Origin of the sequence: Arthrobacter sp. A2-55 (genome assembly GCF_025548615.1) — a bacterium.
Taxonomy (GTDB): domain Bacteria; phylum Actinomycetota; class Actinomycetes; order Actinomycetales; family Micrococcaceae; genus Specibacter; species Specibacter silviterrae.
The window spans coordinates 47582-74272 of record NZ_JAJLOZ010000008.1; the positions used below are offsets into that span (position 1 = coordinate 47582).

General features: G+C 65.3%; 33 protein-coding genes. 20 read left to right on the forward strand and 13 right to left on the reverse strand.

The window, feature by feature from the left end; translation table 11 throughout:
- Positions 1–30 precede the first annotated feature (30 nt).
- From LPN03_RS04110 to LPN03_RS04130, 5 genes are all read right to left on the reverse strand, one after another.
- Entirely contained in the window at positions 31–207 is a 177-nt protein-coding gene (locus LPN03_RS04110; RefSeq protein WP_262453226.1) for a hypothetical protein, read from the reverse strand.
- Between the two features lie 903 nt (positions 208–1110).
- Positions 1111–1656 (reverse strand): universal stress protein, encoded by a 546-nt coding sequence (locus LPN03_RS04115; protein ID WP_262453227.1) that lies wholly within the window; start codon positions 1654–1656, stop codon positions 1111–1113.
- Between the two features lie 216 nt (positions 1657–1872).
- Positions 1873–4176 carry a transglycosylase domain-containing protein gene (locus LPN03_RS04120; RefSeq protein WP_262453228.1) on the reverse strand — a complete coding sequence of 768 codons (2304 nt, stop codon included), beginning with the start codon at positions 4174–4176 and terminating at the stop codon, positions 1873–1875.
- A 121-nt stretch (positions 4177–4297) separates the two neighbouring features.
- Entirely contained in the window at positions 4298–5200 is a 903-nt protein-coding gene (gene lgt, locus LPN03_RS04125) for a prolipoprotein diacylglyceryl transferase (protein WP_176636471.1), read from the reverse strand.
- Between the two features lie 136 nt (positions 5201–5336).
- Complete coding sequence (locus LPN03_RS04130; protein ID WP_176636470.1) at positions 5337–6803, reverse strand: DHA2 family efflux MFS transporter permease subunit; 1467 nt, start codon at positions 6801–6803, stop codon at positions 5337–5339.
- Positions 6804–6849: 46 nt separating this feature from the next.
- Between LPN03_RS04130 and LPN03_RS04135 the strand changes: the two genes are divergently transcribed.
- The 3 genes from LPN03_RS04135 to LPN03_RS04145 all read left to right on the forward strand — a co-directional run bounded on the left by LPN03_RS04135 (position 6850) and on the right by LPN03_RS04145 (position 8279).
- Positions 6850–7380 (forward strand): MarR family winged helix-turn-helix transcriptional regulator, encoded by a 531-nt coding sequence (locus LPN03_RS04135; RefSeq protein ID WP_176636469.1) that lies wholly within the window; start codon positions 6850–6852, stop codon positions 7378–7380.
- A gap of 50 nt (positions 7381–7430) precedes the next feature.
- A complete protein-coding gene (locus LPN03_RS04140; RefSeq protein ID WP_176636468.1) occupies positions 7431–7658 on the forward strand; it encodes a hypothetical protein in 228 nt (75 codons plus the stop codon).
- A 141-nt stretch (positions 7659–7799) separates the two neighbouring features.
- Positions 7800–8279, forward strand: a complete 480-nt coding sequence (locus tag LPN03_RS04145; protein ID WP_262453229.1) for a hypothetical protein — start codon at positions 7800–7802, stop codon at positions 8277–8279.
- 301 nt (positions 8280–8580) lie between these two features.
- Here LPN03_RS04145 and LPN03_RS04150 read toward each other — a convergent pair whose 3' ends face one another.
- A complete protein-coding gene (locus LPN03_RS04150; RefSeq protein ID WP_176636466.1) occupies positions 8581–8763 on the reverse strand; it encodes a hypothetical protein in 183 nt (60 codons plus the stop codon).
- 50 nt (positions 8764–8813) lie between these two features.
- Here LPN03_RS04150 and LPN03_RS04155 point away from each other — a divergent pair, with 50 nt between their 5' ends.
- Together LPN03_RS04155 and LPN03_RS04160 are read left to right on the forward strand one after the other, a co-directional pair.
- The gene (locus tag LPN03_RS04155) at positions 8814–9032 is read left to right on the forward strand and encodes a hypothetical protein (RefSeq protein WP_176636465.1); all 219 of its coding nucleotides are present in this window, start codon (positions 8814–8816) and stop codon (positions 9030–9032) included.
- 364 nt (positions 9033–9396) lie between these two features.
- On the forward strand, positions 9397–9783 hold the full coding sequence (locus tag LPN03_RS04160) for a DsrE family protein (RefSeq protein WP_218064044.1): 387 nt from the start codon (positions 9397–9399) through the stop codon (positions 9781–9783).
- Between the two features lie 658 nt (positions 9784–10441).
- Here the strand turns inward: LPN03_RS04160 and LPN03_RS04165 are convergent.
- Positions 10442–10945, reverse strand: coding sequence for an OsmC family protein (locus LPN03_RS04165; protein ID WP_176636464.1), 504 nt, complete (start codon positions 10943–10945; stop codon positions 10442–10444).
- A gap of 64 nt (positions 10946–11009) precedes the next feature.
- Positions 11010–11381, reverse strand: coding sequence for a thioredoxin (gene trxA / locus LPN03_RS04170; protein ID WP_176636463.1), 372 nt, complete (start codon positions 11379–11381; stop codon positions 11010–11012).
- A gap of 139 nt (positions 11382–11520) precedes the next feature.
- Between trxA and LPN03_RS04175 the strand changes: the two genes are divergently transcribed.
- The 10 genes from LPN03_RS04175 to LPN03_RS04205 all read left to right on the forward strand — a co-directional run bounded on the left by LPN03_RS04175 (position 11521) and on the right by LPN03_RS04205 (position 16274).
- The gene (locus LPN03_RS04175) at positions 11521–11835 is read left to right on the forward strand and encodes a rhodanese-like domain-containing protein (protein WP_176636462.1); all 315 of its coding nucleotides are present in this window, start codon (positions 11521–11523) and stop codon (positions 11833–11835) included.
- A 2-nt stretch (positions 11836–11837) separates the two neighbouring features.
- Positions 11838–12167 (forward strand): metal-sensitive transcriptional regulator, encoded by a 330-nt coding sequence (locus tag LPN03_RS04180; protein ID WP_262453230.1) that lies wholly within the window; start codon positions 11838–11840, stop codon positions 12165–12167.
- An 83-nt stretch (positions 12168–12250) separates the two neighbouring features.
- Positions 12251–12553 (forward strand): rhodanese-like domain-containing protein, encoded by a 303-nt coding sequence (locus tag LPN03_RS04185; RefSeq protein ID WP_176636460.1) that lies wholly within the window; start codon positions 12251–12253, stop codon positions 12551–12553.
- 159 nt (positions 12554–12712) lie between these two features.
- Positions 12713–13318 carry a rhodanese-like domain-containing protein gene (locus LPN03_RS04190; RefSeq protein WP_262453231.1) on the forward strand — a complete coding sequence of 202 codons (606 nt, stop codon included), beginning with the start codon at positions 12713–12715 and terminating at the stop codon, positions 13316–13318.
- Positions 13315–14079, forward strand: coding sequence for a sulfite exporter TauE/SafE family protein (locus LPN03_RS04195; protein WP_176636458.1), 765 nt, complete (start codon positions 13315–13317; stop codon positions 14077–14079). The genes LPN03_RS04190 and LPN03_RS04195 overlap by 4 nt, the downstream gene beginning before the upstream one ends.
- Positions 14080–14489: 410 nt before the next feature.
- Positions 14490–14834, forward strand: a complete 345-nt coding sequence (locus LPN03_RS20770) for a hypothetical protein (protein WP_316255314.1) — start codon at positions 14490–14492, stop codon at positions 14832–14834.
- Entirely contained in the window at positions 14831–15022 is a 192-nt protein-coding gene (locus LPN03_RS20775; RefSeq protein WP_316255316.1) for a hypothetical protein, read from the forward strand. Before LPN03_RS20770 ends, LPN03_RS20775 begins: the two co-directional genes overlap by 4 nt.
- Before the next feature lie 252 nt (positions 15023–15274).
- Positions 15275–15571, forward strand: coding sequence for a hypothetical protein (locus LPN03_RS20780; protein WP_316255318.1), 297 nt, complete (start codon positions 15275–15277; stop codon positions 15569–15571).
- 317 nt (positions 15572–15888) lie between these two features.
- Positions 15889–15975 (forward strand): hypothetical protein, encoded by an 87-nt coding sequence (locus LPN03_RS20885; protein ID WP_410468555.1) that lies wholly within the window; start codon positions 15889–15891, stop codon positions 15973–15975.
- Positions 15957–16274 (forward strand): universal stress protein, encoded by a 318-nt coding sequence (locus LPN03_RS04205; RefSeq protein ID WP_262453232.1) that lies wholly within the window; start codon positions 15957–15959, stop codon positions 16272–16274. The genes LPN03_RS20885 and LPN03_RS04205 overlap by 19 nt, the downstream gene beginning before the upstream one ends.
- Here LPN03_RS04205 and LPN03_RS04210 read toward each other — a convergent pair.
- Both LPN03_RS04210 and LPN03_RS04215 read right to left on the reverse strand, forming a co-directional pair.
- On the reverse strand, positions 16271–17470 hold the full coding sequence (locus LPN03_RS04210; RefSeq protein ID WP_262453237.1) for an MFS transporter: 1200 nt from the start codon (positions 17468–17470) through the stop codon (positions 16271–16273). The genes LPN03_RS04205 and LPN03_RS04210 overlap by 4 nt on opposite strands.
- Before the next feature lie 203 nt (positions 17471–17673).
- The gene (locus LPN03_RS04215; RefSeq protein WP_176636457.1) at positions 17674–19083 is read right to left on the reverse strand and encodes an MBL fold metallo-hydrolase; all 1410 of its coding nucleotides are present in this window, start codon (positions 19081–19083) and stop codon (positions 17674–17676) included.
- Positions 19084–19277: 194 nt separating this feature from the next.
- On the opposite strand from LPN03_RS04215, the gene LPN03_RS04220 reads away from it, so the two are divergent.
- The 5 genes from LPN03_RS04220 to LPN03_RS04240 all read left to right on the forward strand — a co-directional run bounded on the left by LPN03_RS04220 (position 19278) and on the right by LPN03_RS04240 (position 22841).
- The gene (locus LPN03_RS04220) at positions 19278–19535 is read left to right on the forward strand and encodes a metal-sensitive transcriptional regulator (protein WP_176636456.1); all 258 of its coding nucleotides are present in this window, start codon (positions 19278–19280) and stop codon (positions 19533–19535) included.
- A gap of 31 nt (positions 19536–19566) precedes the next feature.
- The gene (locus LPN03_RS04225; protein ID WP_176636455.1) at positions 19567–19977 is read left to right on the forward strand and encodes a DUF302 domain-containing protein; all 411 of its coding nucleotides are present in this window, start codon (positions 19567–19569) and stop codon (positions 19975–19977) included.
- 727 nt (positions 19978–20704) lie between these two features.
- Entirely contained in the window at positions 20705–21262 is a 558-nt protein-coding gene (locus tag LPN03_RS04230; RefSeq protein WP_262453233.1) for a hypothetical protein, read from the forward strand.
- A 560-nt stretch (positions 21263–21822) separates the two neighbouring features.
- Complete coding sequence (locus LPN03_RS04235; RefSeq protein ID WP_262453234.1) at positions 21823–21957, forward strand: hypothetical protein; 135 nt, start codon at positions 21823–21825, stop codon at positions 21955–21957.
- A gap of 161 nt (positions 21958–22118) precedes the next feature.
- Positions 22119–22841, forward strand: a complete 723-nt coding sequence (locus LPN03_RS04240; RefSeq protein WP_176636453.1) for a VIT family protein — start codon at positions 22119–22121, stop codon at positions 22839–22841.
- A gap of 833 nt (positions 22842–23674) precedes the next feature.
- Here LPN03_RS04240 and LPN03_RS04245 read toward each other — a convergent pair.
- From LPN03_RS04245 to LPN03_RS04255, 3 genes are all read right to left on the reverse strand, one after another.
- A complete protein-coding gene (locus LPN03_RS04245) occupies positions 23675–24073 on the reverse strand; it encodes a VOC family protein (protein ID WP_176636452.1) in 399 nt (132 codons plus the stop codon).
- Between the two features lie 492 nt (positions 24074–24565).
- Positions 24566–24883, reverse strand: a complete 318-nt coding sequence (locus tag LPN03_RS04250; protein ID WP_262453235.1) for a hypothetical protein — start codon at positions 24881–24883, stop codon at positions 24566–24568.
- Between the two features lie 194 nt (positions 24884–25077).
- Complete coding sequence (locus tag LPN03_RS04255; RefSeq protein ID WP_176636450.1) at positions 25078–25686, reverse strand: flavin reductase family protein; 609 nt, start codon at positions 25684–25686, stop codon at positions 25078–25080.
- Between the last annotated feature and the right edge of the window lie 1005 nt (positions 25687–26691).

The window sequence follows — 26691 nt, forward strand, 5'->3', positions numbered from 1 at the left end:
GGGCTCGACTTGGGTGATGGCGGCTACTGCTTAGCGTGCAGGCTGGCTGAATGCTCGTTGCGGTCCGCCAGTGTTTCCGTCAACAGGGGAGCTGGCTTCGGCGCGGTCGTTGCGTGTCGTGGTGTCCACGACGATTTGATTGGCGCGGTCGATCATGCGCAGCCACATGGGATCCGATTCGTCGTTGCCCGCGTCGATGAAGATCAATCGTTAGTATTTGGGGTGGCTTGTGAATTCGCTAAAAGTCCGACGCCGAGGATGGCGGTGTCCAGCGACGATCGTTCGGAAGACACTGCCCGAGGTGCGGATGTAGCCTTGGAATGGGACGATCGAAGGCCCTAGTGTTGCCCCCAACTGCCCGGCCGCGTACGGTAGAGTGAGAACCGCGGAATCTAGGCCTTTTTGTGACTGAATGTTGAAAAAGATGAGCGTCACGGACTGAAAAAGATGACCAGAAACTCAGGAAAAGTTCGCTGAATTAGATGAGTAAAACGTGACTTGGGCGTTTTTTGGCCTTAAGCGACCCTGACCCGCGGAATGAAACCGCAGGTCAGAGCCACAGTTGGGTGCCCCGGGCGGGAATTGAACCCACGACCAAGAGAAACTCGGGACTCTCATGCCAGCAGCCGTCGATCTCCATCAAAAACTGCTGGTTTCGGGGGAGCGCGGGACAACAGGGTCCCTTTGACATGCCATGGATTGGCATGGGTTTTCGTTGAAAAACGTGAGTAAGACGTGGCGTGGGCCTGCCGCGTAGCGCCGAAGGGTCGGGTAGGTGGCCGTTTGCAGGTTTGCCTGCCTGGTTGGTGGCATGTTGCCGGTCGATTCTGGTTCGTGGTGGGCTTTGCTGGGCGGGGCAATGATGAATGTCGGGGAATGCTCGGGTGATTTGCTGCGGGTCGGCCTGCGTTGTGTCGTTCGGGACGGCCTTGATGGGGAGCATTTTCGTGACCGGGCTGCGAACAGTTCGACGTCTGGTGTGGTGGGCGTTTTGTGACGGCTTGGGTGGCCGCGGGTCCGATGGGCTGACGTGCGTGAGGGTCCGCTGCAGCTCTTGAGGTGTTCGTTCTGTTTCCTTGAATTTGTTGTTGGCTGTTTTTCTGGCAGATGTCATGATGCGTGGAAGCTGTCCTCGTTTATCTGGGAGTGGAAGTGGTGTTTCCTGTCGGGGGAGGGGATGCCCAGTACGGGGACGGGCTGTGTGGTGAGCAGTCGGTGCATCAGGGAACCGGAGAGGAGTTCGTCGACTTTGGCCAGGATTCCCGGGCGCCGGGCGCCGATGATGATGGTGGACGCCCCGACGGCCTGGGCCAGGCGCCCCAAGGCCAGGGCGGGGTCGCCGGCGATGATCCGCAGGGCCCAGGTCGTGGGGTGGCCGGCGGCGACCTGACTGAGGGATTCTTTTAGTCGGGCCGCCGCGATGGCGGTGTCATCGTCCGGTTCATGGACTGGATCGAGGGAGATCGGCAGAACCTTGGTGCCCGGGACCCATTCGATGAGGTAGCTGGCTGGATCCACGAATGCTGCGATGAGTGGTGCCGAGAGGCTTTCAGCCAGTTCCAAGGCCCGCATCCACACCGCCGGGTCCTGTCCCGGTATGACGGCGGCGATGAGGGGGGACCCGGCAAACCGTGCGGTTCCTGCTGGCTGGCCCATGGTGACCGCTTTCTGTCGTCTTTGGTGGCGGCGGTGGACTCGGCAAGGAATCCTGGGATCGGCCTGCCAGTCCCGTCCCCGGCCCCGGCCCCGGCCCCGGGCCCGGCGGCGCTGAGGCTCGGGTGGCCCGGGGCTCCCGGGACATCGCGGCCGGTAACAGCGACACCGGCCCGGCCGGCCGGCTGGAGCTGCGTTTTGAGTGTGTCGTGTTCCTGGCTACTTCTTCTTGTGGTTTCCGGGTTTCGTCGGGGCCGGGGCGTGGGTCTTTACGGGCAACCGGGTCGCCGGCGCCTGGTCTCGGGTGCCGCCCGCATTGGGCTGCTGCTTTACGGGGACGCCGCTGCCGGCCAGGGGGTCGTTGGTGCCGGCGACCAGCGGGGCGGTCTGGCTGAGCATGCTTGCCGGCGGCTTTGTGAGCGGGTGGACCGGGTAGGCGGGGTTGCCGGCGGCGGCGTTCATGACCGCGGCCCAGTTGGAGCCGGCCAGCTGGTTGCCGTCAATGTTCGGGTAGTAGACGCCGTTAATGGTGATGTTCTGGTTGACCCACTGGGGGCCGTTGCCCTGGTAGCTGCCGAACCAGGCCGCCGTGGCGATGCCGGAGTTGGCGCCCACGGTCCAGGTCTCGACGTTGCCGTCCGAGGTGCCGGTCTTGGCGAACGCGGTGGCCTTGTCGTTGAGCGGGATCGCGTAGCCGGAGCCGTGCACCAGCATGTACTGCAGGGCGTAGGTCACCCCGGCCGCCACTTCCTTGGTCATGGTCCGCTGGCAGTTCGCCGAGGGCACCGGGTAGCTTTTGCCTGTTGGGTCGGTGATCGATGTCAGGGCGATCGGCTCGCAGCGCACGCCGCCGTCGGCAAAGGTGGCATACGCGGTTGCCATGTCGATCGGCGCCACGTTCTCCGAGCCGATCAGGTTGGAAATGTGGGAGAGGTCGTAGGGCTTGTTCGTGGTGCCGTTCTTGACGCCGGCGGCCGTGGCCATCTTTTGGATGTTGCAAAAGTCCAGCTGCGTGGCCGTCTGGAAGGTGATGGTGTTGATGGAGATCGCCAGGCCCAGGTAGGCGGTCATCGGGTAGTAGTGGTCCGGGTCGTCGTTGGGCAACAGCGTGGTGCCGCTGGCCGGGTCGTAGAAGCCCGTGGTGGTGCCGCAGGAGTTCTTCCACGGGTAGCCCGGCGGGTAGTCCCGGACCGCCCCGTTGATCATGGTCATCATGGAGTGGCCGCTGTTGAGCCATTCGGCAAACACGAACGGCTTGAACGTGGAGCCGATCTGGAAGCCGCCGGACCCGTGCAGTGGCTGGCCGTTGGCGTCCCTGAGCGGAAGGGAAAAGTTGCCCATGTAGTTCCCCGGCTTCGTCGCCGGGTTGTACACGGTGTTCTGCGCCATGGTCAGGACCTTGCCGGTGCCGGGCTGGACGCTGACCACGTCGGCCCCGCGCTGCAGCGGGTCCGTGGGGCTCATGGTGTTATCCACCCGGGTCTGGGCGACCTTTTGCAACTTCGGGTCGAGGGTGGTCTTGATGGTCAGCCCGCCCTGGAAGAGGAACTTGGCCCGGTCCTCCGGGGTGGCCCCGTAGGCGGGGTTGTTGAGCACCAGCTGCTGGACGTAGTCGCAGAAGTACGGTGCCATGGCCGCCGCAACGCAGCCCTGGGACGGCTTGTTCACGTGCAGGGTCAGCGGGGCCTTCACGGCGGCGTCGTGCTGCTTTTGGGTGATTTTCTTCTGGGCCAGCATCTTGCCCAGCACCTCGTTGCGGCGGGTGACCACATTGTCCGGGTGCGCCACGGGATCATAGACCGAGGGGCTGTTGACCACCCCGGCCAGCGCGGCGGCCTGGGGCAGGGTCAGGTTCTTCGCGGTCGTGTTGAAGTACAGCTTCGCGGCCGCCTCGATGCCGTAGGCGCCGTTGCCGAAGTAGATGAGGTTCAGGTAGCCCTGCAGGATCTGGTCCTTGGAGTATTTCTTCTCCATGGCGATGGCCATGCGCATTTCCTTGAGCTTGTCACCCACGGTCTTCTGGGCCCCCAGCTTCGCCTGGTCCGTCTTGCCGGCCGTGACCAGGTTTTCGATGATCACGTTGTTCACGTACTGCTGGGTGATGGTGGAGGCGCCCTCGCGCCCGCCCTGGACGGTTGCGACAATGGCGCGCAGGATGCCGGTCGGGTCGATGCCGCCATGCTGGTAGAACCGGGCATCCTCAATGGCGACGATGCCGTTCCTGATGAACGGGGACATGTTGGCCAGTGACACGTTGTGGCGGTCCTCGGCATAGAACCTCGCGATCACGGACCCGTCGCTGGCGAGAACTTTGGTGGCCTGCGCGGGCGGATTCACATCCAGGCCTGCCGGGAGGTCATTGAACATATTGATGGAGTCATTGGCCACCGTGGCGGCCAGCGCGGTTGCCGGGGCGAACAGGCCCGCCACCAGGGCCCCGCAGGCGACGCTGACGACGATCAGGAGCAGCAGCCTGCCCACAGTGCTTGCCGTATCGAAGACTGGGTTTCTTGTTGACTTCATCAGTCTGTGGGCCTTTCAAGATCGACTCGGCGGGGGGGTGTTCGTTGGGCACCAACACGGGTGGTTGTTGGTGGCCGAATAAAAAGGAGTCGGTGGAAAGCCACAGGTGCGTGGTGCGCGGCTATTGGCTGGTGCCTGTCCGGACGTGCAGCGTACCCGGGGTGCCTGTGGGGCCTGCGGTTGGTGGGTAGGCGGTGGAGCGTGGGCGTGTGCGCAGGACCATGAATGCTGTGGCTGCGGCCAGGCAGATCAGTCCGGCGACCCAGGTATTGACCCGAAGGCCGAGGATAAGGTTCGCGTAGTCCGAGCGCATGAGCTCAAAGGCGAACCGTCCAGCCGTGTAGCCGCCGGCGTAGAGGGCGAAGACGGCACCGGCGCCGAGCTTGTAGTGCCGGTCCAGGGCGAGCAGGGCGAGCCCGACGACCAGACACCAGAGTGATTCATAAAGGAATGTCGGCTGGTAGTAGCCGAGGATGATCGCGTGGCCTGAGGCGTCCGTGGCGGCGGTTCCGGCGGCTGTGTCCATTTGATGGATTTGGAGTTTCCAGGGCAGTGTTGTCGGATCTCCGTAGAGTTCGTTGTTGAACCAGTTTCCCCACCGCCCGAGTGCTTGGGCGAAGATGACGCCGGGGGCGACGGCGTCCAGGAAGGCGATCAGGGACACCCCGGCCCGGCGACAGCCTATCCAGGCGCCCACACATCCCAGGGCGATGGCTCCCCAGATGCCCAGGCCACCATCCCAGATGGCGAACGCGTTCCACGGGTTGCGTCCGGGTAGGAAATACAGTTCGGGATCGGTGATGACGTGGTAGAGCCGGCCGCCGATGATGCCGCCGGGAACGGCCCAGAGGCAGACGTCCATGACCTGTCCGGGGCGCCCACCCCGGGCGATCCAGCGCCTGGATCCGAGCCAAATGGCTACCCCAATGCCGGCGATGATGCAAAGGGCGTAGAAGTGGATGGTCAGTGGGCCCAGGTGAAAGGCGCTGACCGTCGGGGAGGGCAGGAATGTCTGGTTGGTCATGGGGTGCCGTTCGGTGAGTGAGGGACGCGGCGGGTCGTCATCGTGCACATTGTCATGGTTTGCTGCGGAAACGCTGGGGGTCGGTGGTGCACGGCACCCGACGCAGGTACCGTCGGGTGCCGTGCCCGTGAAGCCTTCAGGACCCGGCCTGCCGCTTGCCGGAGACGGCCAGGATGGCGGCGAGCAAGGCTGTGGCGGCGAACACTGTGATCGCGAGTTCGAATCCGGCAGTGGAAGCGGGGGCGCGTCCGCCGGTTGTTGCGGTTCCGGAGGCCAAGACGTAGAGGACGGCTCCGAAGGCTACACCCAGGGAGGTGCCGACGCCTCGGGTCATGTTCATCACCCCGCTGACCATACCTGCTTGGTGCGTGTGGCCGGCTGCGGCGACGGTGGCATTGTTGGCCGGAGTGAACAAACCCAGACCCACCCCGATCCCGCCTAGCGCGGAACCGGCGAGCCAGAGATTTCCGCCGGAGAAGGCCAGGACCGCCAACGAGGCGGCCGCCAGGGCCATGCCGACGGTAGTGGGGACGCGGGCCCCAAGCCGGTCCGCAAGTGTCCCGGCGACGGGGGCGATCAGTGCCAGTCCGATGGGCAAGATGGTCAACAACAACCCGGCCTGCACCGGCGGCATGGAATGCGCCGCTTCCAAATACAACGGCGTCACGAAGAGCACGCCGAAAAGGACCAGGTAGCTGAGCAGGCCTGTGGTGATGCCCCGGGAGAAGGTGCCCGCACGGAAAAGCCCCATGTCGACCAAGGGGTGGGGCGCCCGCCGTTCCCAGAGGACGAAAGCGGTGAAAAGTACCAAGGAAGCGGACAGCAGTGCTGCGACCAGGGGGTTGGCGAATCCGAGCCGTGAGGCCTCGGAGAGGGCCAGCAGGAGCGCGCCGGTTGCTGGCATGAGCAGGAGCAGCCCGGCCCAGTCCAGCCGGACCTTGGGCGCCTTGACGTGGGTGCGGGGGAGCAGGAACCAGCCGAGCACCAGGCCGATGATGCCGGCCGGGATGTTGACGTAGAACACCCAGCGCCAGCCTCCCGCGCCGACAAGGAGTCCGCCGACGGAGGGGCCCATGGCCAGGCCCACTGCCTGGGCCGCGCCCTGCAGGCCGATCGCCTTGCCGAGCTTGCCCGCCGGCATGCTGGTGCGGATCAGCGCAACACTGTTGGCCTGCAACATTGCCGCCCCGACCGCCTGGATCGCGCGGGCCACCAGCAGCCAAGTGATGTCCGGGGCCAGGGCGCATCCCAGCGACGCCAGGGTGAAGAGCCCGAAGCCGTAGGTGTACAGGAGTTTGCGGCCGAGCATGTCGGCGAGGCGGCCGATGGCGGAGATGCTGCCCACCAGGACCAGCAGGTAGATCAGGGCGACCCATTCAACCTGGGCCAGGGAGGCATTCATGTCCGTCTTGATGCTGGGAATTGCCAGCGTCACGATGCTGGCGTCCAGCTGGCCCATGAACGCGCCAATGCACACCGTGGCGACCACAAGCCAGGGCGCCGAGGGACGGCGTCGGACCCAATCGGGTCTGGCGGGTTCACGAAAGAGTCGTTTCCACCACGCTTTTGGACCGGGAACCCCCAGGGCAAGTTGTTCTGACATAGAAATATTCTATGTCAGAAAATACCAAGAGAGATAGCATGGGCGCATGACCCACACGGCAGAAGCGCTTCCCGAGCCCCCCAGCGAACCACTGCACGGGGTCGGAGATGCATGGTCACTGACCGACGTCATCACCCGGTTGCGTCGCGTTCTGCGCTCGAGCGTTCGACATGAGTTCCCCTGGGAGGCACTGCCCATGGCACAGGTGGAAATCCTCCAGCGCCTTGCCGACGAACCCGATCTGGGCGTCAGCGAGCTCGCCGCCCGACAGCGCCTGGCGACGAACACCGTCAGCAACTTGATCCAGCAAATGGTGGTTTCACAGTTGGTCAGCCGCACCCCGCGCCCCGGAGACCGGCGCGCCCAGAACCTGCGACTGACCAGAACCGGGACGGAATTGTTGCAGGCCTGGCAGAACGCCAATGAACGTCGCGTGGCCGACGCCTTGTCCAGACTGCCGCGCCACCGCCAAACCCTGATCGAAGAAGCCATCCCCGCGCTCTCGGAGCTTGCTGCCCTTCTGGAGACGGACGAATCAACAGACACCACCATCGGGAGGGCCGCAGAGAAGCCATGAGCCAGCCAGAAACCAACTAGCCCAGCAGCCGGTATGGCCTCGTACTGGCCATGGACATCATCGCCGTTGGCCTCCTCATCGCCCTGGCCGCCGTGCGCCCACAGGCGAGCGTGCTCCTCTGGCTGTTCGCCCTGGTGTGGACCGTGGTGGCGGTCGGGCGCGGCATCAACGAGCACCGAGCCCGCACCGTCGACGTCGCTGCACGCTCCTGGGCAGCCAACTGTTCCAACCGTCGATCAGGCTCCTCGGGAACGGGCGAATTCAAGGCCATGCCATAAGCGGCCCTTCGTCTCTAAGCGTGGTTAGGACCGGCCAGGTGTCAGGGTTTGGGCTATGCCCGGCGTGGCGGTCCGGGAGAAACGTCAGGGGCTCCTTGAATTGGTAGCGACCAAACTTCCAACTTCATCAGGAGCCCTGACGTGTCCAACCCTACTTCCTGCGAATGTGGACGGTGGTGCGGGCGTGCCGATGCCCTTCTGGGTGTTCCCGGCGTTCATATGACCGCTGTTGCCCAGGCCGCCACCGGCCTGATCGTCCATGGTCAAACCGCCCAGGGCCTGACCGGCTGCCCTGCCTGCGGTGTCGCTGCCGTGGGACATCGCCGGCGCCGGGTCCGGCTTCACGACATCCCTTGTTGTGGCGGGCCCGTCCGGCTCGTCCGGGCCAAACGGTTATGGCAATGCCGGGTCGGCCTCTGCCCCACGACAGTCGTCAGCGAACAGCACTCCCTGGCCGGCAAGCGGGCGATCCTGACGAACCGTGCCATCCGCTGGGCAACCGATGCCGTGGAGAAATGCGACGCCTCCGTCTCCGCCCTCTCCCACCAGCTCGGCGTCTCGTGGCGGGTCCTCTTGAAGGGCATCGAGACCGAGGGTCGGCGCCGGGTCGGACGCCTCTAACGCCTTGCCGGCAGTGATGCGCTCGGGGTCGACGAGCATGTCTGGACGCACGCCGGGTTCCCTGGATCGGGAATGGTCACCGGCATCATTGACCACACCCGTGACGCCCATGGCAACGTCCATGCAAGGCTGCTGGACCTGGTCGCGGGCCGGTCGGGGAAGGCCTCCACGGCGACTGGCTCAAGGAACGCGGTCCCGCGTTCGCGGCAGGGATCAAGGCCGCCAACCCCGACCCGTTCCGCGGCTACGCCAGCGCGATCCGCGACGAACTGCCCGAAGCCATTGTCGTGGTTGGTGCGTTTTATGCCGATGTCTTGCTTATGCCAAGGTTGGTGGTCCTGGCCCGGAATCTCGGGGCGCCTGGGGTGAAGGCCTCGGCATAATCAGAGACCTCGAGGAACGCGATGACGGTGCTGTCGATCCCGGCTGTGAGCAGCCGCATCACCTTGGTGTGCCGGAGGACGGGCGGAGTGATCTTCTTCACGGTCAGTGTCGGTCGCCGGTCCGCACGGCCGCATCTACCCTGTGCCCGGGGTGGACTGTCGGCAGGCCGCCGACTCCGATCGCGCCACACCGGGCATCTCCGCTGCCCGTGCCGGCATGCGCCGCGTCGCCGGCCTCCGCCGACAATACCTCCCGGATGTGGAGCGAACGGACCTGGTCGACGGCACCGGGCACCGGGCCTGGGAAGCCGCCCGCTTGAGGACGGACCATCCCAGCAAGATGACGGCGGCAGCGGCGAGGAACGGCTAAATTGGTGCGATGGATTATACGGCGCCAGAGGTGCCCAATGCCAGTAGTGACAGCTTGTTGCAGTCGGGGCACACCACTGCCAAAAACGAGACAACAGCACGCGCCGTGCTGAACCCTGATGGGCCGCCGGGGCCCGCCCCCTGAAGCTCATCGTCCGGGGCGGCACCGCCGCCACCAGATATGTCGGGGCCGAGGCGGCTGCCGCCCCAGACTCCGGCGCGCCGGCCATTGCGACAGTGCCGCTGTCAAAGTCACACGGTCGTATTATTCACAGGGCCTTCCTGGCTGTCACATAGCATGCAAGGGACAAACTGATGCAGGTTTCGGCCGGGTCGAAGCCCTGCCGTCGACAAAGGAGCCCTTCATGCCGGACGCCGGATCTTCAGGCAATTCCCTGGACGCGGGGGCTGCCCGCGGTCTCCTGGTCCATTCCGCGGGACCGGCCGACAGTGCCGGAATCTCCGCCGCCCTGCGCAGTGCGGCGAACGCGGTGGCCGCACTCGCTGCGGGGGTTCCCGTCGAGGTCGTGGTGCAAGGCCCCGGGGTGTCTCTCTTGGCCGCCGGATCGACCCTGGAAGAGTCGGTCAGTGAAGTCCTCGCCCAAGGTATCCGGATCCTTGCGTGCGGGAACAGCCTACGTTCTGTGGGCCTGGAGCCGGGGGAATTGTCCGCCGGTGTCGGTTCGGTCCCCGCTGCCATCGCGCACCTGGCCACGCGGCAGTGGGAAGGGTGGGCTTACGTCCGCCTGTGACCTGCGCCGATATGGGGTGGAAGGTCCTCTCAGGGTGCCCGTTCTGGCGGGAAAGAGTGGCCGGCAGGCCGTGCACGCATCGCCGGAAGCCCCGCCGGTGGAGGGCGTCAGGGCCATCCGCTCGAGTTGGAGACGCTTCCGCAGCGCCCATCCCAGAAGGGCTAGTGACAGCAGGGCGAAGGCTGGCTGTATCACCGCGGCAAGAAGAATGGGGGCTGCGCTGGTGAACAGATGGGCGGCCAGGGTCCCTGGGTCGGTGGATGTTGCGATCACCAGTCCGGTCAAACCTGTCAGGGGCCATCGGGTGTCGCAAACAGTGGCTTCGGCTCCGATGGGTGCGCCGAGGTAGCTGCCTACCAGCAGGCCGGCCAGAATCGAACCGGCTGCGACAATCACGGCATGCCACCACATGGCACCGGTTGGGCCCGTCATGTGGTTCATCGACACGACAACAGTCGCGGCGGCCACCGCGGCGATGCCTGCACGGGCCTTGCGGACCGGCCTCCAGCGTCGCAGCAGAGCGAAGTCACCGCTTAGCTGATGCCTCACTCCGGCCATTGCCCGGCCGCTGTCTCTCGCCACTGTTTCCTCGATCCGGCTGTCAGTATCCATGCCTGGTCCCAGCCGTGTTTGGGCTGTAGGCGCTTTCTCGGCCGCGTCAGGCTGCACCCCAGGGGTTTGAGTTTGGCTGTTCGGGGTTGCCGGCGAAGGCGACCGAGATCTCAGGGAGTGATGTCAGTGAGTTGTGTACGGTGCAGTGGGAGGCGACGGCGAGCAGGGCCTCGCGGCGTTCGGAGGGCACGCCGTCGGGGATGGTGAGGTGTACATTGATGCGGGCAACGCGTGCGGGTCGCGAGCCCATGTGGAAATCGGCCTTCACGGCGAGGCCTTCGGTGGGCAGGGCGTGCCGTTCCAGGTAGCGGCGGGCGTAGAACGCGACGCAGCCGGCGAGGCTGGCGATAAACAGCTCCGTGGGGGTGGGGCCGGTATCCTCGCCGCCGTCGCCGATCGGCTGGTCGGTCCGGATGACGTGGCCGCGGATGTTGATGTCGAAGCGGTCGCCGCCCAGGTGCGCGACCCGGACTGCCTGGCTTTCCCCGGGCGCGCGGCCTCCGGCGGCCGTTGCGCTGCCTGCGGCTGTGATGGCTGGTTCGCTGCTCATTGTGTTTCTCGATCCGTCGGTGGGGCATGCCCGGGACTCCCCGGGCGGGAGCAGGGGTCCGGTTCTATTTCGAGCTCGCCGGGGCGGCTGCCATTTTTGCCCGGACCTCTCCCATGTCCAGCTCTTTGATGCCCGTGATGAGCTGTTCCAGCCCGGCTGCGTTCATCGCCCCCGGCTGGGAGAACACCAGGATTCCCTCCCGGAAGGCCATCAGCGTGGGGATGGAGCTGATGCGCGCGGCTGCGGAGAGGCCGGGCTCGGCCTCGGTGTCCACCTTTGCGAAGACGACGTCCGCGTGGTTGTCGGAGGCTTTGCTGAAGGTGGGGGCGAACATTCGGCAGGGCCCGCACCAGGCTGCCCAGAAGTCCACCAGGACGATGTCGTTGCCGGTGATGGTGTCGTTGAAGGTCGCTTCGGAAATGTCGATGGTTGCCATAGGAATATTTTATACCCCCATGGGTATCTTGACAACAAGAGGGTAGGCCCTTTCCGTTTTGCATTAATACCCCCTGGGGTATCATAATGGAAGGGCAACTACCCGCCCGGGCTGCCGGAGACCATGAAAGGGCACCAGCATGAAGAGCATTTCAGTGGACGACCTGGCCGCACTCGGGCCGGATGTTTCCATCATCGACGTCAGGGAAGAGGAAGAGTACTCGGAGGCCTGCGTCCCGGGAACGAGGAACATCCCGCTCTCGCGTTTCCAGGAATCCCTCGGTGACGTTCCGGCTGGTCGGACGGTGTATGTGATGTGCGCCTCGGGCGGCCGCAGCTCCCGGGCCACGGCGCATCTCACGGCTGAGGGCTATGACGCGGTAAATGTCATGGGCGGCATCACGGAGTGGTACCGCAACGGGTACCCGGTTGACTATCCGGGGCGCGGTAAGTGACCATGTCCTCCACGCTTGACTTCCCGCCACCTCCGCACCTCCCGGACGCCGGCAGCCGCCGCACGATCAACCGCCTCAAGCGCGCCCGGGGACAGCTCACCGCGTTGATTGCCGCCTTCGAATCCGGGGCGGATTGCCGCAATGTCGTCACCCAGCTCTCGGCGGTCCGCGGCGCCCTGGACAGGGCCGGATTCGAACTGATCTCGGCGGCTATGCGCGAGTGCCTCACCGAGCCCGCGGACGACCCCACGGCAGTCGGCGTGCAGCCGGGACTGGTGGTCCAGAAACCCACCCTTGCGGAAGTCCGCACACTTTTCCTGCGACTGACCTAAGCTGGCTCCGGCCACCGCCAGGGCAACGGCGCCCAGCCCACATATCCAGCACGACCGCCCCGTCCTACCGAAAGGTTCAGTCCATGGAAATCACCCCCCAGCAGCTCGCGGAGCAGCTCAAGAACGGCGGCGACGCCCAGATTGTCGATGTCCGGGAAACAGCTGAAGTCGCCGAAGGCATGATCGCCGGCGCCAGGCACATCGCCCTGGGCGAACTGGCCGGCCGCCTGGACGAGCTGGACAAGTCCCGACCCGTCGTCGCGGTGTGCCGCAGCGGACGCCGCAGCGCTGCGGCCGCGGACCAGCTCACGGCGGCCGGCTTCACGGCCTACACCGTCCCCGGCGGAATGCTCGACTGGACCGCCGCAGGCCTCCCCACCGGCTGACCCCACCAGACCGCCCGGACGGCGCACCCCCCTATGCGCCGTCCGGGTTGCCACCTGCCCGGACCGTGTTCCTGACACGGGGAGCCGGGCGGAGGACGGCGGCTGCCCGCAAATGCGGGGCCGCCAGCAGAAATGTTCCAAGACATACCGAAAGAGATCATGACTTCCTTGAAGACCACCCCCGTTGAGTCCGCACCCCAGTCCATCGATGCCCCGACGCTGAAGGCCTGGGAAGAGAACCACGACGATCTGATGGTCATCGACGTGCGCGGCGGAGCGGAATTCGATGCCCTGCACATCAAGGGCTCCTACCATGTGCCGCTTCCGATGCTCAGCGAGCACACCGAAGAATTCGCGGCAAAGCTGGGCACCCGCGTGGTCCTGGTCTGCCAGTCCGGCAACCGGGCCGAGCAGGCCCGCAAACACCTGGACTCCGTGGGCCTGGCCGGCGCCAGCGTCCTGACCGGGGGCGTCCCCGCCTACGCCGCGGCCGGCGGCAACGTTGTCCGCGGCCGTGGGCCCTGGGCCCTGGAACGCCAGGTCCGGATGACCGCAGGCTCCCTGGTCCTCGCCAGCATCGTGGCGGCGAAATTTGCCTCACCGAAGCTGTCCCTGGTGGCCGGCGGCATCGGCGCCGGGCTGACGTTCTCCGCCGCCACCAACAGCTGCGCCATGGGCCAGATGCTCTCCAAGATGCCGTGGAACCGCTCCGCCAACGAACCCACCGCCCACCAGGCCCTGAAGAACCTGGACACCCGGGCATGATCCTCACCGCGGCGGCGTTCGGGCTGCTCGTCGGCGCCCTGCTGGGCCTGGTAGGAGGTGGCGGATCCATCCTCGCCGTCCCCGCCCTGGTCTACGGGGTCGGACTGCCGCTTGCCGCGGCGATCCCGACGTCGCTGGTCGTCGTCGGCGCATCCTCCGCCGTCGCGGTGCTGCCCCGCCTGCGGACCGGGGTGAACTGGCGCCTGGCGCTGATCATCGGCGCCGCCGGCACCGCCACCGCCTACCTCGGCGCGGCCGTCAACCGGCTCCTGGACCCGAAGATCCTGCTCCTGGCCTTCGCCGCGATCATGGTCTTCGCCGGCATCAGGATGCTGATGCCCTCCAAAACCGCCGGCGGGTCCTGCGCGCTGCCCGGCGGCGGGGTTCACTGGCGCAGCTGCCTGCCCAAGGCGATCGCCACCGGCGCCGTCGTGGGCTTCCTCACCGGCCTGCTCGGCGTCGGCGGCGGCTTCCTGATCGTCCCCGCCCTGACCCTGGTCCTGGGCCTCCCGATGGCCTTGACCGTGGGAACATCCCTGGTCATCATCGTCATCAACTCGGCCGCCGGCTTCGCCGCCCACCTCGCTGATCTGCAGATCGACTGGGCCGTCACCGCAGCCTTTGCCATAGCGGCGATGGCCGCCTCCCTCGCAGCCGGGCGGATCGGCACCAGGATTCCCGACAAGACCCTCAAACGCGGCTTTGCCGTCCTGGTCCTGGCGATCGCCGCCTACGTCGCTATCCAGGCACTCCTGTCCTAAGAGCGACTGCCAAAGGAACAGTGAAGCGCCGGAGGACATGTCCTCCGGCGCTTCACTGTTCCTTCAACGCCTGTGCTCGGGTGCCGGGCGGGTCGACCTACCGTCCGAACAGCTTCGCAAAGAAGCCCTTGCCGGCCGGCTCCTCGTTCTCATGCCCGCGGCACCGCTGGGAGGCCGGAACCCCACGCATCACCTGATCAACGTGCTGCCCGCAGCCCGCCCACGTCGTCTTCCCGCATTTCTTACAAGTCACGGCACGGCACATCTGGTTACTCCCTTTAGCTGGCTGGATGGTCTTATCAGTATACCCCATGGGGTATCGTATGCGGCTTGAGTACGTGGAACAGGGTCGGCTGAGGTCCCGGAGCGGGAGATCCTGTGCCAGCCCGCTGTGGGCCTAGGGGCAGCGCTTGAATCAGCGGAAGGGTTTGCGCATTGGCATCCATCACGAGATTCTGATCCTTGGCGGCGGCAATGCCGGTGTGGGTGTCGCAGCGAGACTCCGTCATTCCGGACGGACTGACATCGGTCTGATCGAGCCAAGCGGCGTGCACTGCTACCAGCCTTTGTGGACCCTGGTAGGGGGAGGCGTCGTTCTCGCCTCCGGCGGGACGGTTACGTACGACTACCTCGTGGTCAGCCCGGGAATTCAGCTCGACTGGGACAAGGTCCCCGGCATGGCCTGGGCCATCGAGTCGCCTGCAGCCTCAAGTAACTACCGCTACGACCTTGCCCCCCCAAGACCTGGGACATGATCAAGAACCTGACTTCAGGCACGGCCGTCTTTACGCAGCCGTCCGGGCCGATCAAATGTGCCGGAGCTCCACAGATGATTGCCTACCTTGCGGCAGACTTCTGGCGCAGCCAGGGGGAGCTGGAGGACACCCGTGTGGTGTTGCTTCTTCTGACGCCGGTCATGTTCGGGGTCAAGGTCTTCGATTAAGGTCTTCTCCGATGGACTCGACCGCATGGTGGCCGATGAGGGAATCGAGGTCCGCTTCCACAGCGAAATGGTGGAAGTGGATCATTTCTCCCGGACCGCGGTCATTGCGGACAACTAAGAAGGGACCAGGGAATCGCTGCACTACGATTTGCTGCACGCAGCGCCGCCGCAGCCGGCCCCCGACTGGCTCAAGCGCACACCGCTGGCCGATCCGGCCCACCGGCCGGATGCGTCGAGGTGGACAGTACCACCGTGCAACACGTCCGCCATCCCGAAATCCTTGCCCTGGGTGATGCCGGATCCACACCGAACTCAAAAGCCGGGGCGGCAGTCCGAAATCAGGCCCCGGTGCTGGTGAAAAATCTTCTGGTCGCCATCAACGGGGCAGTTCCCGCGGCCCGGTACAGCGGATACTCCTCCTGCCCGCTGGCAACGGCTCGCGCCAAGATGCTGCTCGCGGAGTTCGATTATCCACTCCGGCCGGCTCCCAGCCATCCCTTTATTGACAGCACCAAGGAACGCCGTGACATGTGGCTGCTAAAACGCTAAGGCCTGCCGTTCATGTACCGGAACCTGATCCTCACAGGCCGTGCCTGAACCGGACCGGAGTTGCGGTGCCATGACGGTTGAGGAGGGTTCTTCGAGAAACGATGTTGGGCTGAAGCCAGGTGCCCGGGTGGGGCTTCCCGCAGACGGAACTCTTGGAATTCCTGCACCCTCCGGCTGGCAGGGAACTGGCAGCTTTGCACGTCGTGCCGCGAAGACACGGTTTCCATATGAAGACACGGTTTCCATACAGGGAGGAATGATGGTGGCAGAAGCGGTTTTTCCGAATTGTTGTCAGGGTCGACGGGTCGGACTCGTCGGTGGCACCTCTTGAATGGGCCCCTGAAGAGGCGCGCTTGCGGTCCAGGCAGGTCCACGTTGTCACGGCGTGGCACTTCCCGTCATAGGGGACGCCGCCGGCAAGGCTGGGGACCCTGAGGCGTTTGGGGACAACGCCCGGCGTGTACATGCTGATGCGATGCGGCGGCCATCCGAGGCCGGGGCGGGGGTCACCGGTGAGGTGACGGAGGGGCATCCAGCGGAAGTGCTCCCCAAGGCGGCCGCCGGGGCAGACCTCTTGGTCGTCGGATCGCGTGGTCATGGCGGTTTCGCAGGAATGCTCCTGGCCTCGGTATCAAGCCTCACGGTGCACCAGGCCCATTGCCCGGTGCTGGTGGTCCGTACTGGTGCCAGTGCTCGTTCTTAGCCGGCGCGTTGGTGGTCTGTGGCGCGCATCCGGACAGCCACGAGGATTCCCGAGAGTGCGGTGAGAGCGCCCACGGCGGCGACGGCTGTCGGGATGCCGAAGGCGTCCGCGAGGATGCCGGCGAGGAGGGCGCCGACGGCGAATCCGCCGTCGCGCCAGAGCCGGTAGATGCCGACCGAGCGGGCCCGCCAGGCCGGGTGGGCGACGTCGCCGATGGCTGCCAGCAGGGTGGGGTAGACCATGGCCGTTCCCAGGCCCAGGAGGATGGCGGCGGCAAGCCAGATCCCGAAGCCGGTTCCGAGGGCGATCATTCCCAGTGCGACTGCCTGGACGAGCATGCCGCCGACGATCAGCCATTTGCGGCCGTACTTGTCCGACAGGGCCCCGGTGACGAGCTGGCCCGCGCCCCAGACGGCCGGGTAGACGGCGGCGAGGATGCCGATCCTGTCGATGCTCAGTCCGGCGGCGGCGAAGAGCACGGGGAACAAACCCCACGAGAGGCCGTCGTTGAGGTTGTTGACCATGCCGGCCTGGCTGACCGAGGACAGCGACTTGTCCCGGAAGCTGGTGAGGGTGAAGATTTCCCGGTTCCCCAGCTTCCCGTGGGCGTCGGCGTGGGCGGAGGTGTGGTTGGCGGCCTCCAGTCTGGCGTGGTCCCGGGTTTCCTTCACCGCGAAGACAGAGAGGCCCAGGCCTACGGCGATGTAGGCGGCGCCGAGCAGGAACGGTCCCGGGCGGAGCCCGTAGTTGGCGGCGATGTAGCCGGTGGCCAGGGCTGTGGCGGCGACGCCGAGGTATCCGGCGGCCTCGTTCAGGCCCATGGCCAGGCCGCGCCGGGAGGGGCCGACGAGGTCCATCTTCATGACCACAGTGGTGGACCAGGTCAGGCCCTGGCTGATGCCCAGGACAACGTTGGCTGCGACGATCCAGCCCCAGGAAGGTCCGAAGATCAGCAACAGCGGGACCGGGAGGGCAATGATCCAGCCGGTCACGAGGACCGGTTTGCGGCCGTAGCGGTCCGAGAGGGTGCCGGCGAAATAGTTGGTGCCGGCCTTGGCCAGCCCGAACGCCAGGATGTAGGTCAGGGCGGGGGTGTAGAGGTCCAGGTGGAAGACCTGACCGGCCAGCAGGGGCAGCACGGTGCGTTCCTGGCCGAGCGTGCCGCCGACCAGGGCGTTGACGGCGACGAGGAGCATGAACTGGGCCAGGTTCTGTCGCAGGCCCAGCGAGAGGCCGGTGCGTCGCGGGGTATCCCTCCGGACGGCACGGTCTTGGGGTAGTGGGGTGCTACCGGGCGTCATCTGTGTACTCCGCTCGTCCGGGACATGCGTTGGCGGCGGCCCGGTGTCCCGGACCGCCGCCAACGTGAGTCAGTCATTTGCTTCAGGTGGTGCCTGGATCAGTTGCTGAAAACGGAGTCCGGCGACTGCTGCCAGGTGGCCCAGCCTGCGTAGCTGCCGTCGAGTTCGACGACGTCGTAGCCGGCACGGCGCAGGGCGCTGGCCGCCACCGAGTTCCGGACCCCGCTCTGGCAATAGGAGACGATGGTGCCCTCGGCCGGGAGATGGTCCAGGTTCCACATCACCCGTCCGCCGCTGAGCTGGTGGGAGCCGGGGATGTGGCCGGCGGCGTGTTCGGTGCGGTTGCGGACGTCCAGGACCATGGCGGCGTCGAAGCCTTCGAGTTCTTCGGGTTGGATCAGCCTCGGCGTGCTTGCGGGCAGGCCTTCGAGGCTGGTGACGTAACCGGCGATCTTGTCGATGCCGACGCGGACCAGGTGGTCCCACATTTCCTGCGCGGCTCCCTGGTTCGGAGCCAGCAGCACGAGCGGGTTTTTGTCGGTTTCCGGGTTGACCACCCAGGCGCCGAAGCTGGCCGTGGACTTGCCGGCCGGGATGTTCAGGGAGCCGGTGACGGTGCCTTCGTGGACTTCGACGTTCGAGCGGGTGTCGACGAAGGTCACGGTGTCCGCGGCGAGGCCGGCCACGACCTCGGTGGTGGCAAGTTCCCCCAGGGGCACGCGGGCTCCCATCACGGCCGGGCCATCGCGGTTTTCGCGTTTCATCCGGGCGAAGTAGGCGTGGGCGTCGGGCTGGCCGTCGAGGAGTTCGTTGATGAAGCCCTGTTCGTCGTTGGCGGCCAGGTACGGGCCCCACCAGGCGTAGAGCCGTTCGTAGCCGACGGTGGTGGAGGGGATGGCGCCCAGGGCCTTGCCGCAGGCGCTGCCCGCGCCGTGGCCGGGGTGGACCTGGACGTGATCGGGCAGGGTCAGGAACTTCTCCCGCAGGCTGGCGAAGAGCTGCGTGGCCCCGGCGAAGCGGGTATCCACCCCGCCGGCCGCCTCGTCCAGCAGGTCCGGGCGGCCCAGATCACCGGAGAAGACAAAGTCCCCGGAGAGCAGGTAGCCGGGGGTCTCGGCGAATGCGCCGTCGGTGACCAGAAAGGACAGGTGCTCCGGGGTGTGCCCGGGGGTGTGGACGGCCTTGACCGTGATGTTGCCCAGGACGATCTCATCGTTGTCGCCCAGGCGTTCGGCCTCAAAGCCGTACTGCCAGTCCGCCCCGCCCTCGCCGGAGACATAGGCGGTGGCGCCGGTCGCGGCGGCCAGTTCACGGGTTCCGGAGAGGAAGTCCGCGTGGATGTGGGTCTCGGTCACGGCCACGATCTTCATCCCATTTGCTGCCGCGAGGGACTGGTATACGGCGATGTCGCGGCGGGGGTCAACGACGAGGGCCTCGCCCTTGGCCTGGCAGCCAATGAAATAGCTGGCCTGGGCAAGGTCTTCATCGTAAATGCGCTCGATAAGCATGGGGCTCTCCTTTATGGGGCGGTGGGGGAGTTTCCGGGAGCGAATTCTCCGTTCCTCTAGCTCCAACAATAATACCCCCTAGGGTATCTTGTAAGCGGGCTGTGCGCGGCCGGCCACGGGTAGGCCACTGCTGGCAGCTATACCCTCCCGGGTATAGAATAAGCAGAAGCACCCGCCCAGCTCTGGAGTCCGCCATGGAACTTGATTCGACAGACCTCACCCCCGTCATTAACCGGCTCAAGCGCGCCCAGGGGCAGCTCGCCGGCGTCACGCGCATGCTGGAGGAGGGGCGGGACTGCAAGGACATCGTCACCCAGCTCGCAGCTGTCTCCAAGGCCCTGGACCGGGCGGGTTTCGCCATCATCGCCAGCGGGCTCGAACAATGCCTGGTCCGCGGGGACTCGTCCATGGACACCAAGGACCTGGAGAAACTCTTTCTGTCCCTCGCCTGAGGCGCGCCCCGCCGACCTTGCAGGAGCGGCCATGAGCGGTACGCACGCTGTCACCGTCCCGCTGGCCTGGGAGAAGGCCGTGCAGCGCACCCGCGAGGCTCTCGCCGAGCAAGGATTTGGCATTCTCTCTGAGATCGACGTCCGTGCGACCTTTGCCGCCAAGCTCGGCGCCGAGGCCGCCGACGCCCTGGGCGACTATGTCATCCCGGGTGCCTGCAATCCGGCACTGGCCCGCCGGGCCCTGTCCGCCGAACCAGCCCTGGGGGCCCTGCTGCCCTGCAACGTGGTCGTCCGACGCGGCCACGACGCCACCGAAACCACCATCGAGGCCATCGACCCGCAGCCCATGGTCCAGCTCAGCGCTTACCCGGCAGTTCGTGAGATCGCCGACGACGCCGGCACACGGCTCCACGCCGCCTTGGCCGCCCTCGCCCCCTCCTGACAGTGACGCACAGCACCCGTCGCCGTCGGAGCAGGGGGCCGTCACCTGCGCGGTGGCGGCTTCGGTGCGCAAACAAAGGAATCCAGGACCTCAGGTGCCTGCTCGCCGGACTTTGGCGTGCCGTCATCGAGATCGGTACCGGTGATGGACCGTCACCGCATCTGCCCCGCCACCCCACGTCCTGGCCCAGGAACCTGAGGACTACCTCGGGGCCCTGGTTCTGAACAATGCCGCATGTGCCCCTGTCCCCGTCACTGATATCGCACGCAATTCTGGGGTCAGCCGCTGTGCTGTCTGCCAATACCTGCAATACGACCGTTGGTGAAGCGCCACGGTTGAGTCGTGCAAGAGGGCAATGAGTACAACAACTGTCAGTGCCGACCTAGGGCTTTCAGGGCCAAAGGGCCCTTCACTGTGGTTCGGCAGTGGGTGAGACTTCGTCTATAGGCCAGGAGTGAGGATTTCACATGATGTACGGATGGGATGGCGGTGGGGGAGCCGGGGCACGGGTACTGATGGCACTGGTGATGATGCTCTTCTGGGGAGGCCTGGTCACCGTGGTGATCGTGCTTCTCCGTCGCGGCCGGGGCCAGGATGGACCTGGACCCCATGGCCTCACTGGTGCGCCCCGTGACGAGGCCGAACGAATCCTTAACGAACGATTTGCCCGTGGGGAAACCGACGAAACGGAGCTCGCCGCGCGACGGGCGGCCCTCAGGCGGAAGCCATGACACCGCTGTCCCGAAGCCAGCTGCTGGTTGGAGTCCTTGCCACGCTGGCCCTCACAGTGCTGTCCATCGCCGCCGTCGCCTTCCTGGGCCAGCAACGGATCGGCGCAGGCCTTGCTGGTGGCACGGGTTGTGCCGCACCCGGAAGCGCTGGAACCATCGTCCACGTCACCACGACAGACATGGCTGGTCCCATGATGGGTGGCCCGGGAAGAATGGGTGGCATGGGGCTGACCGCCGACCATGCCACTGTTACCCACGGCTCAGTGAGGTTCCTGGTCACCAACGTGGGTCGGTACACCCATGAGATGGTGATCCTGCCACTGCCCGGAGAACAGATGACAGGCACCCGGCCCATCGGTGGTGATGGGAAGATCGACGAGGCAGGCAGCCTTGGCGAAGCCTCGGCCACCTGTGCCGAGGGTGCGGGGCAGGGGATCCTGCCCCGCACCTCCGGCTGGGTCAGCGTGAACCTCCCGCCGGGACGCTATGAACTGCTGTGCAACTTCGCCGGCCATTACGCCGCTGGCATGTACACCCTGCTCACCGTCACCTGACGCAGTCCCTCGGGCCGACGGCTGCGTGAGGGTGAGCATGGGTCCGGTCGACAAGCACCCCCTTGGCCGGCCTGCACCGGGAGCAGGTCCTGGAAGACTTTCAATGCGGCGGCGCCAAATCCTTGGTTCCCGTGGGCGGCCTTGTCGGAATGGTGTGGAAGGCCGGCCGCGGGTGAACCAGCGAACTACCCAGCCGGGGCCACGACGGGGAGGTTGCGGATTTCTTACGCCCGCGCGGCGCAGGGATGACGGGGGTGATCCGAACGCCGGTGCCGGAAACTTTCAAGGTCGTTCAGGACGGATGCTTATGTATCTGTCCAGTAGGGTCCTTGTTGGCGTTCAGGACTGCCCATGGGGAACATGCCCGCACCTGGCCGCAGTTCACGGTTGCCAAATCGAGAAGTGGCCAAGCTGTTGGGGGACGGTTGGCCACTTCACCATCGACCCTACAAGGAAGTTCTGACAGACATCCGCCGCGTCCGTCGAGTCGGCCTCCTTCCGGGCCACAGCCAGGCAGCCCCCACAGAAGGTTCCACCGGAGCCGGCTTGGTCTGACCCTGATGACGTCAACTCAGACCGTGCCCGCGGGCTGCTTTCCGGGATTCAAGTTCACTTGGATCGTTCTGGCCGAAATCGCCGCACTCAACGCCTTCGAAGTCACCTTCGACGGACGCCTGTCCGCCGGCAAGAAATAACATCAAAACCAATTAGACGGAAAACTTGACAGACCCGTCACCGGCGAGGTGACTTCTCCGCGACAGGCAAGGGAGCGCCGTCGTGGGTGACGGCAACAGGCGGTCGTGTCTTAAATCGGCTGTTGCGGTGGCATGGGTGCTGCGGGTGGTTAGCTGATGTCATGACGGAGTCGACGAATACCCATCCCAATGAACCTCACAACGCGAACTTCGCTGCTCGCCTGAATTGGCTTCGCGCCGGAGTGCTGGGCGCCAACGACGGAATTGTCTCTGTTGCCGCGACGGTCGTCGGCGTTGCCGGGGTCACCAACGCCCCGGCCCCGATCCTGGTCGCTGGCATGGCGGCCGTCGTCGGCGGCGCAATTTCCATGGCTCTGGGCGAATATGTGTCGGTGAGCAGCCAGCGCGATAGCCAACACGCACTGATCGAGAAGGAACGCCGGGAGCTCGCCGAGGACCCCGAATCCGAATTGGCTGAACTTGCCGGCATCTACCAGGCTAAGGGCATGAGCCGGGAAACCGCGGCCCGGGTGGCCCAGGAACTCACCGAACATGATGCCCTGGCAGCCCACCTCTCGGCGGAGCTGAACATCGATGAAGCCGAAGTCGTCAACCCCTGGCACGCGGCCTATGCCTCGGCCGCGGCGTTTGCGGTTGGTGCCATCTTGCCGATGCTTGCCATATTGCTCCCTCCAGCGGGGTGGCGCGTCCCGGTGACGTTTGTGGCGGTCTTGGTTGCATTGGGCCTCGCCGGAATGCTTAGTGCCTACATCGGTGGAAGCTCCAAGCGTGTCGCCGCCATCCGGCTCGTCGTGGGCGGTGCGCTGGCCCTTGCAGCGACCTACCTTGTCGGTACCTTGCTCGGAGCTACCGGAATCGTGTAAAGACGGCTTTCACCGCACCCAAGCTCCTTCACCCGCCCTGTACTCATGCAAGGTCAAGTCGTATATCAGGGGGTGGTTTGGCTCGGGCTGGCCCGATTGCCTTGGCCTGCCGCGAAGGGGTCTTTTGGTGCCGGTTTGCCTGCGGGAGTCGATGGAAAAGTCGGCCAATTCCCACTGTTCGCGGGACCGAAAATGGAGCAGAAGCCGTATGAAACACGATCGTTTTGAGCCGTCAAGCTGCGAACTCAAAATAGATTCGCCGGAGCGCGAATCACTGAGTGGCAGGAACGTACCGTATGTTGCCCGGTCACCGGGACGGGTCACCGGACGGGACAAGCGGACACTGCGCCAGCTGCTCAAACAATAGCGCAGGTCAGGGGGGCGTTTGTCTGGTGAGGGACCCGCTTACGGGACGTTCCAAAGTGGCACTCCGGACACACCCCTTGCCGGACGACGAGCGGATCGCCCCCTATGGGAATGCCATCATTGGTTCCAATTGCAAGGCGGTCGCACCGTTGATAACGGCGAGCTTCAGTTTCGCATTGTTGGGGTGGTTCCTGTTACGAGGTCAGCGACGCAACGGCCGACGCTGCATCCTCGATCAGGGACAATACGGCTCTTCAGAATCCAGGGTGTGGTCGGTGCTGTCGGGTGAGGGCTTTGGGGCGGTGCCGCTGTTTGGGCTGAGGCGAGGGCCGTGGGAGAGTGCCGTTGCGACGGCGCAGCCTACCTTGCCGCTGCCTTGGAATACTGTGATGACCACGCCCTGGTTGCGCACCCGCTCGGCGCCATTGCCCGGTCGGGCTGCCTCAGCGCGTGAAATGACCCCGCCATCATTGTGGCCGGGTCCACCAGAATTCGAGTTGGATGTTGTCGGGATCGCGGAACACCAGGGCCGCGCCGTTGGCCGTGTCTTCGGCGGGGGAGTGGACCACGCCCCGGTCCGCAAGTTCCTTCTGCCAAGCGTCCAGGTCTGCCCGTTCGGCGACGTTGAAGCCGATGTGGTCCAGCCCCACATTCCGGTCATCGAAGCGGCCGACCGGCACCACTTTGTGTTGGTTGAGCCCGATGATCAATCCCGTCGGCTGATGCCGCAGGACGATCATGATGCGGTTGTCGAGGTCGACCCGGCGTACACGCCGCAGGCCAAGCACCTCGCAATACCACTGGGCGCTGCCCTCAGCATCGGATACTGACAGGTCAATGTGCGACGGCGTGCCGAAGGTTGGCATGGACTCCTCCTCTTTCCATTTAGAGCATAGCCCGGTCTCGACCTGGGGCCCCGCGCGGCCCCGTGAGGCTGGGGAGCGATTGGGGATCGACCGGCGGGTCTGGCCGGGCCACTCCCCAACTTCGAGACGTTAGATACTGCACCCCCGGGCGATGTACTTCAAGGTCGTGGCTGGTACCAATCACCGAGAGCCTCGGAAGGTGCTGCGGCGTTGCCGAAGCACGACGGCGGCTGCCGGGCTCCCAGCGGAAGCCCGGCAGCCGCCGTCGTTCCCCACCCGCTCCCACTGCTCGCAAACTCCCAGCGGGTCCCTCGTGGGCGTGGGCCCAGATCAGACAGCCAACTCGCCGCCTTGTCTTGCGGACGCCGGGCGTAGGTTCCGCGGCAGGACTGGCATTGGATCGCGGGTGCAGTAGGACGGTTCTCCTTCGTGCATGGTCCCATGGCGTGACCGTGACCGTGGCCAATGAGCCAATCCCGGTGACGGTCGAGCTCAGAGAAAACCGGAGTCTTTCAACTTCGCGGCCACTCCGGCTCCGTCTGGCGCGGTTACCCAAGGCACAGTGCCGTGTCCGGTGGTGGGGGTGTCCTCGTGTGCGCGGCCACCGGCCAGCGTTGCCTCGCCGGCGGAGAGTTGGCGGATGACAGGTCTTCCAGCCAGAAGCCGCCCAATTCCGCCGACGACACTTCCCAAGATCAAGAATACGATCCAAATCTCCTTGGAAAACGTGCGCATGTCTTGTTCGTCGGTACGGCTGAAGTCGACGACGCTATATCCCCAAATACCCATGAAAGGGATAAGGACGATCACGGGCAGCCAAACAGCTACCAGGGAGCCATCCATACAATTCGAATGCGCCCAGCGGCGATGCGCAGCAGGAAATATCCATGCAAGACTCAAGGCGGTCCCGGTAGCCGTTCCCCTTCGGACAGGACCCCCGGCTTCGCCTGTCGGCCTCAAGAGCGCCACAGAAGTCGTCCGGGCTGATCTACAGACATGAAGTTCTAGCGCGGCCTCACGAGATCAAAGCGGCCCTCGGCAAGGACCTCGAAGTAGGCGCTTGGCCCGCCTGCGCGCAGCACAGGGTGGGCGAGGGCCGTCTGATAAATCCCGTCGGGAATCATGGCCTCATCGATGTGCACCGCGACGACTTCCCCGATCGTGAGCACCCCGGTAGACGTGTGCCCGTCGGCACCGCGCAAAGGAATGATGTCACTGACCCGGCACTCGAAGCTCACGGGAGAGGCAGCGACGCGGGGCGCACTGATTTCAACAGAGTCAGCGGCTTCCAGGGCGGATGCGACGAATTCATCAATGTCGGCCGTCGTTGACGTTGCGTTCATCTGCTCTGCGAGTGCGCGCGTGACGAGGTTCCAGGTGAACTCACCGCTCAGCTCAGCGTTGCGTGCGGTGTGCTTGCGGACGGTACTCGAGAAGCCAATGAGCGGCGGCGTGTAGGAGAATGCATTGAAGAAGCTGTACGGTGCGAGATTTCGAACGCCGGCAGGGGAAAGTGTGCCAATCCAACCGATCGGACGCGGCCCGACTATTGCATTGAAGGGATCGTGCGGAAGCCGGTGGCCCTCTGCTGGGCGGTAGAAGTGCGACGTCATCCGTTCAGTTAATCATCATTCGACGGCGCATCCGGCCATCGACTGGGACGACCCCGTCCTCTCATGATGACGCGCTACCCGATCCTCCACGAACGCGTCCACGTGGGCAGGCAGCTCCCGAATACCGGTGGCACCTCGGCACTGGCAAACTCACCAAACGCGAAGACAGGTGGGACCCGCCTCCAGATACACCGGTCCGAATAATGGTGCCCGGCCAGCCAAACAACATAAGCCTCGATCTCCGCGCCGATCCAAGAGCGACGGTACAGGTCGACAGGTGGACGGCTGAAAGAAATACTCCTCCAACATGGCGGCTTCCCTTCTCAATCAAAGAAAGCGAAGTAACCACCATTGCCCCGGCCAACCGTTATGTGCCATGGAACAGCGGCCCAAAGCCAGAAACCTGCGCAAAATATGACTCACCCACGGCACGGGCCACATGACCAGACCGGGCACAGAAGACCGATTATGTTCCGCGGAATATGATCCGTCAAAATGTATGTTGGGACCCCGCTGAAGAGCCTGAATGACCGGTCCAGGGCGGCGAACACGCTCGGCATGGTCTTATCCCGCAGGGGAATGACGATTCGGAAGCGTGAGTACGCCAGACAAGCCACGAACAACACCGTCTTGACGCCGTCAACAACAGGGCCGTCTCCGTAGTCCCGCTGGAGCCACGGCCCTGGCTCTGCGACCCATGGGCGGTGGACCCGGGCGTTTTGAGCCCGGTATTTGTTCTTCAGCCCGGCCAGCACATAGCGGGTGGTGCGGATCGAGCCGGCATAGCCCAACGCGACGAACTTTCCGTGCACGATGCCCCGCGGATCTTTCCCCGGGACTGTTCGACCAGCGACTTCATTTGTGGCAGGTACGGGTCGGTGATCCTGCCACGCTTCCGCGCCACCGGCGCTTGCGCGACTTCCTGGCGGCCTTTCACGTACGAGCGGACCGTGTTATGCGAGACGCCGCAGACCTCGGCGGCGCCGCGATACGACTGGGTTAGAT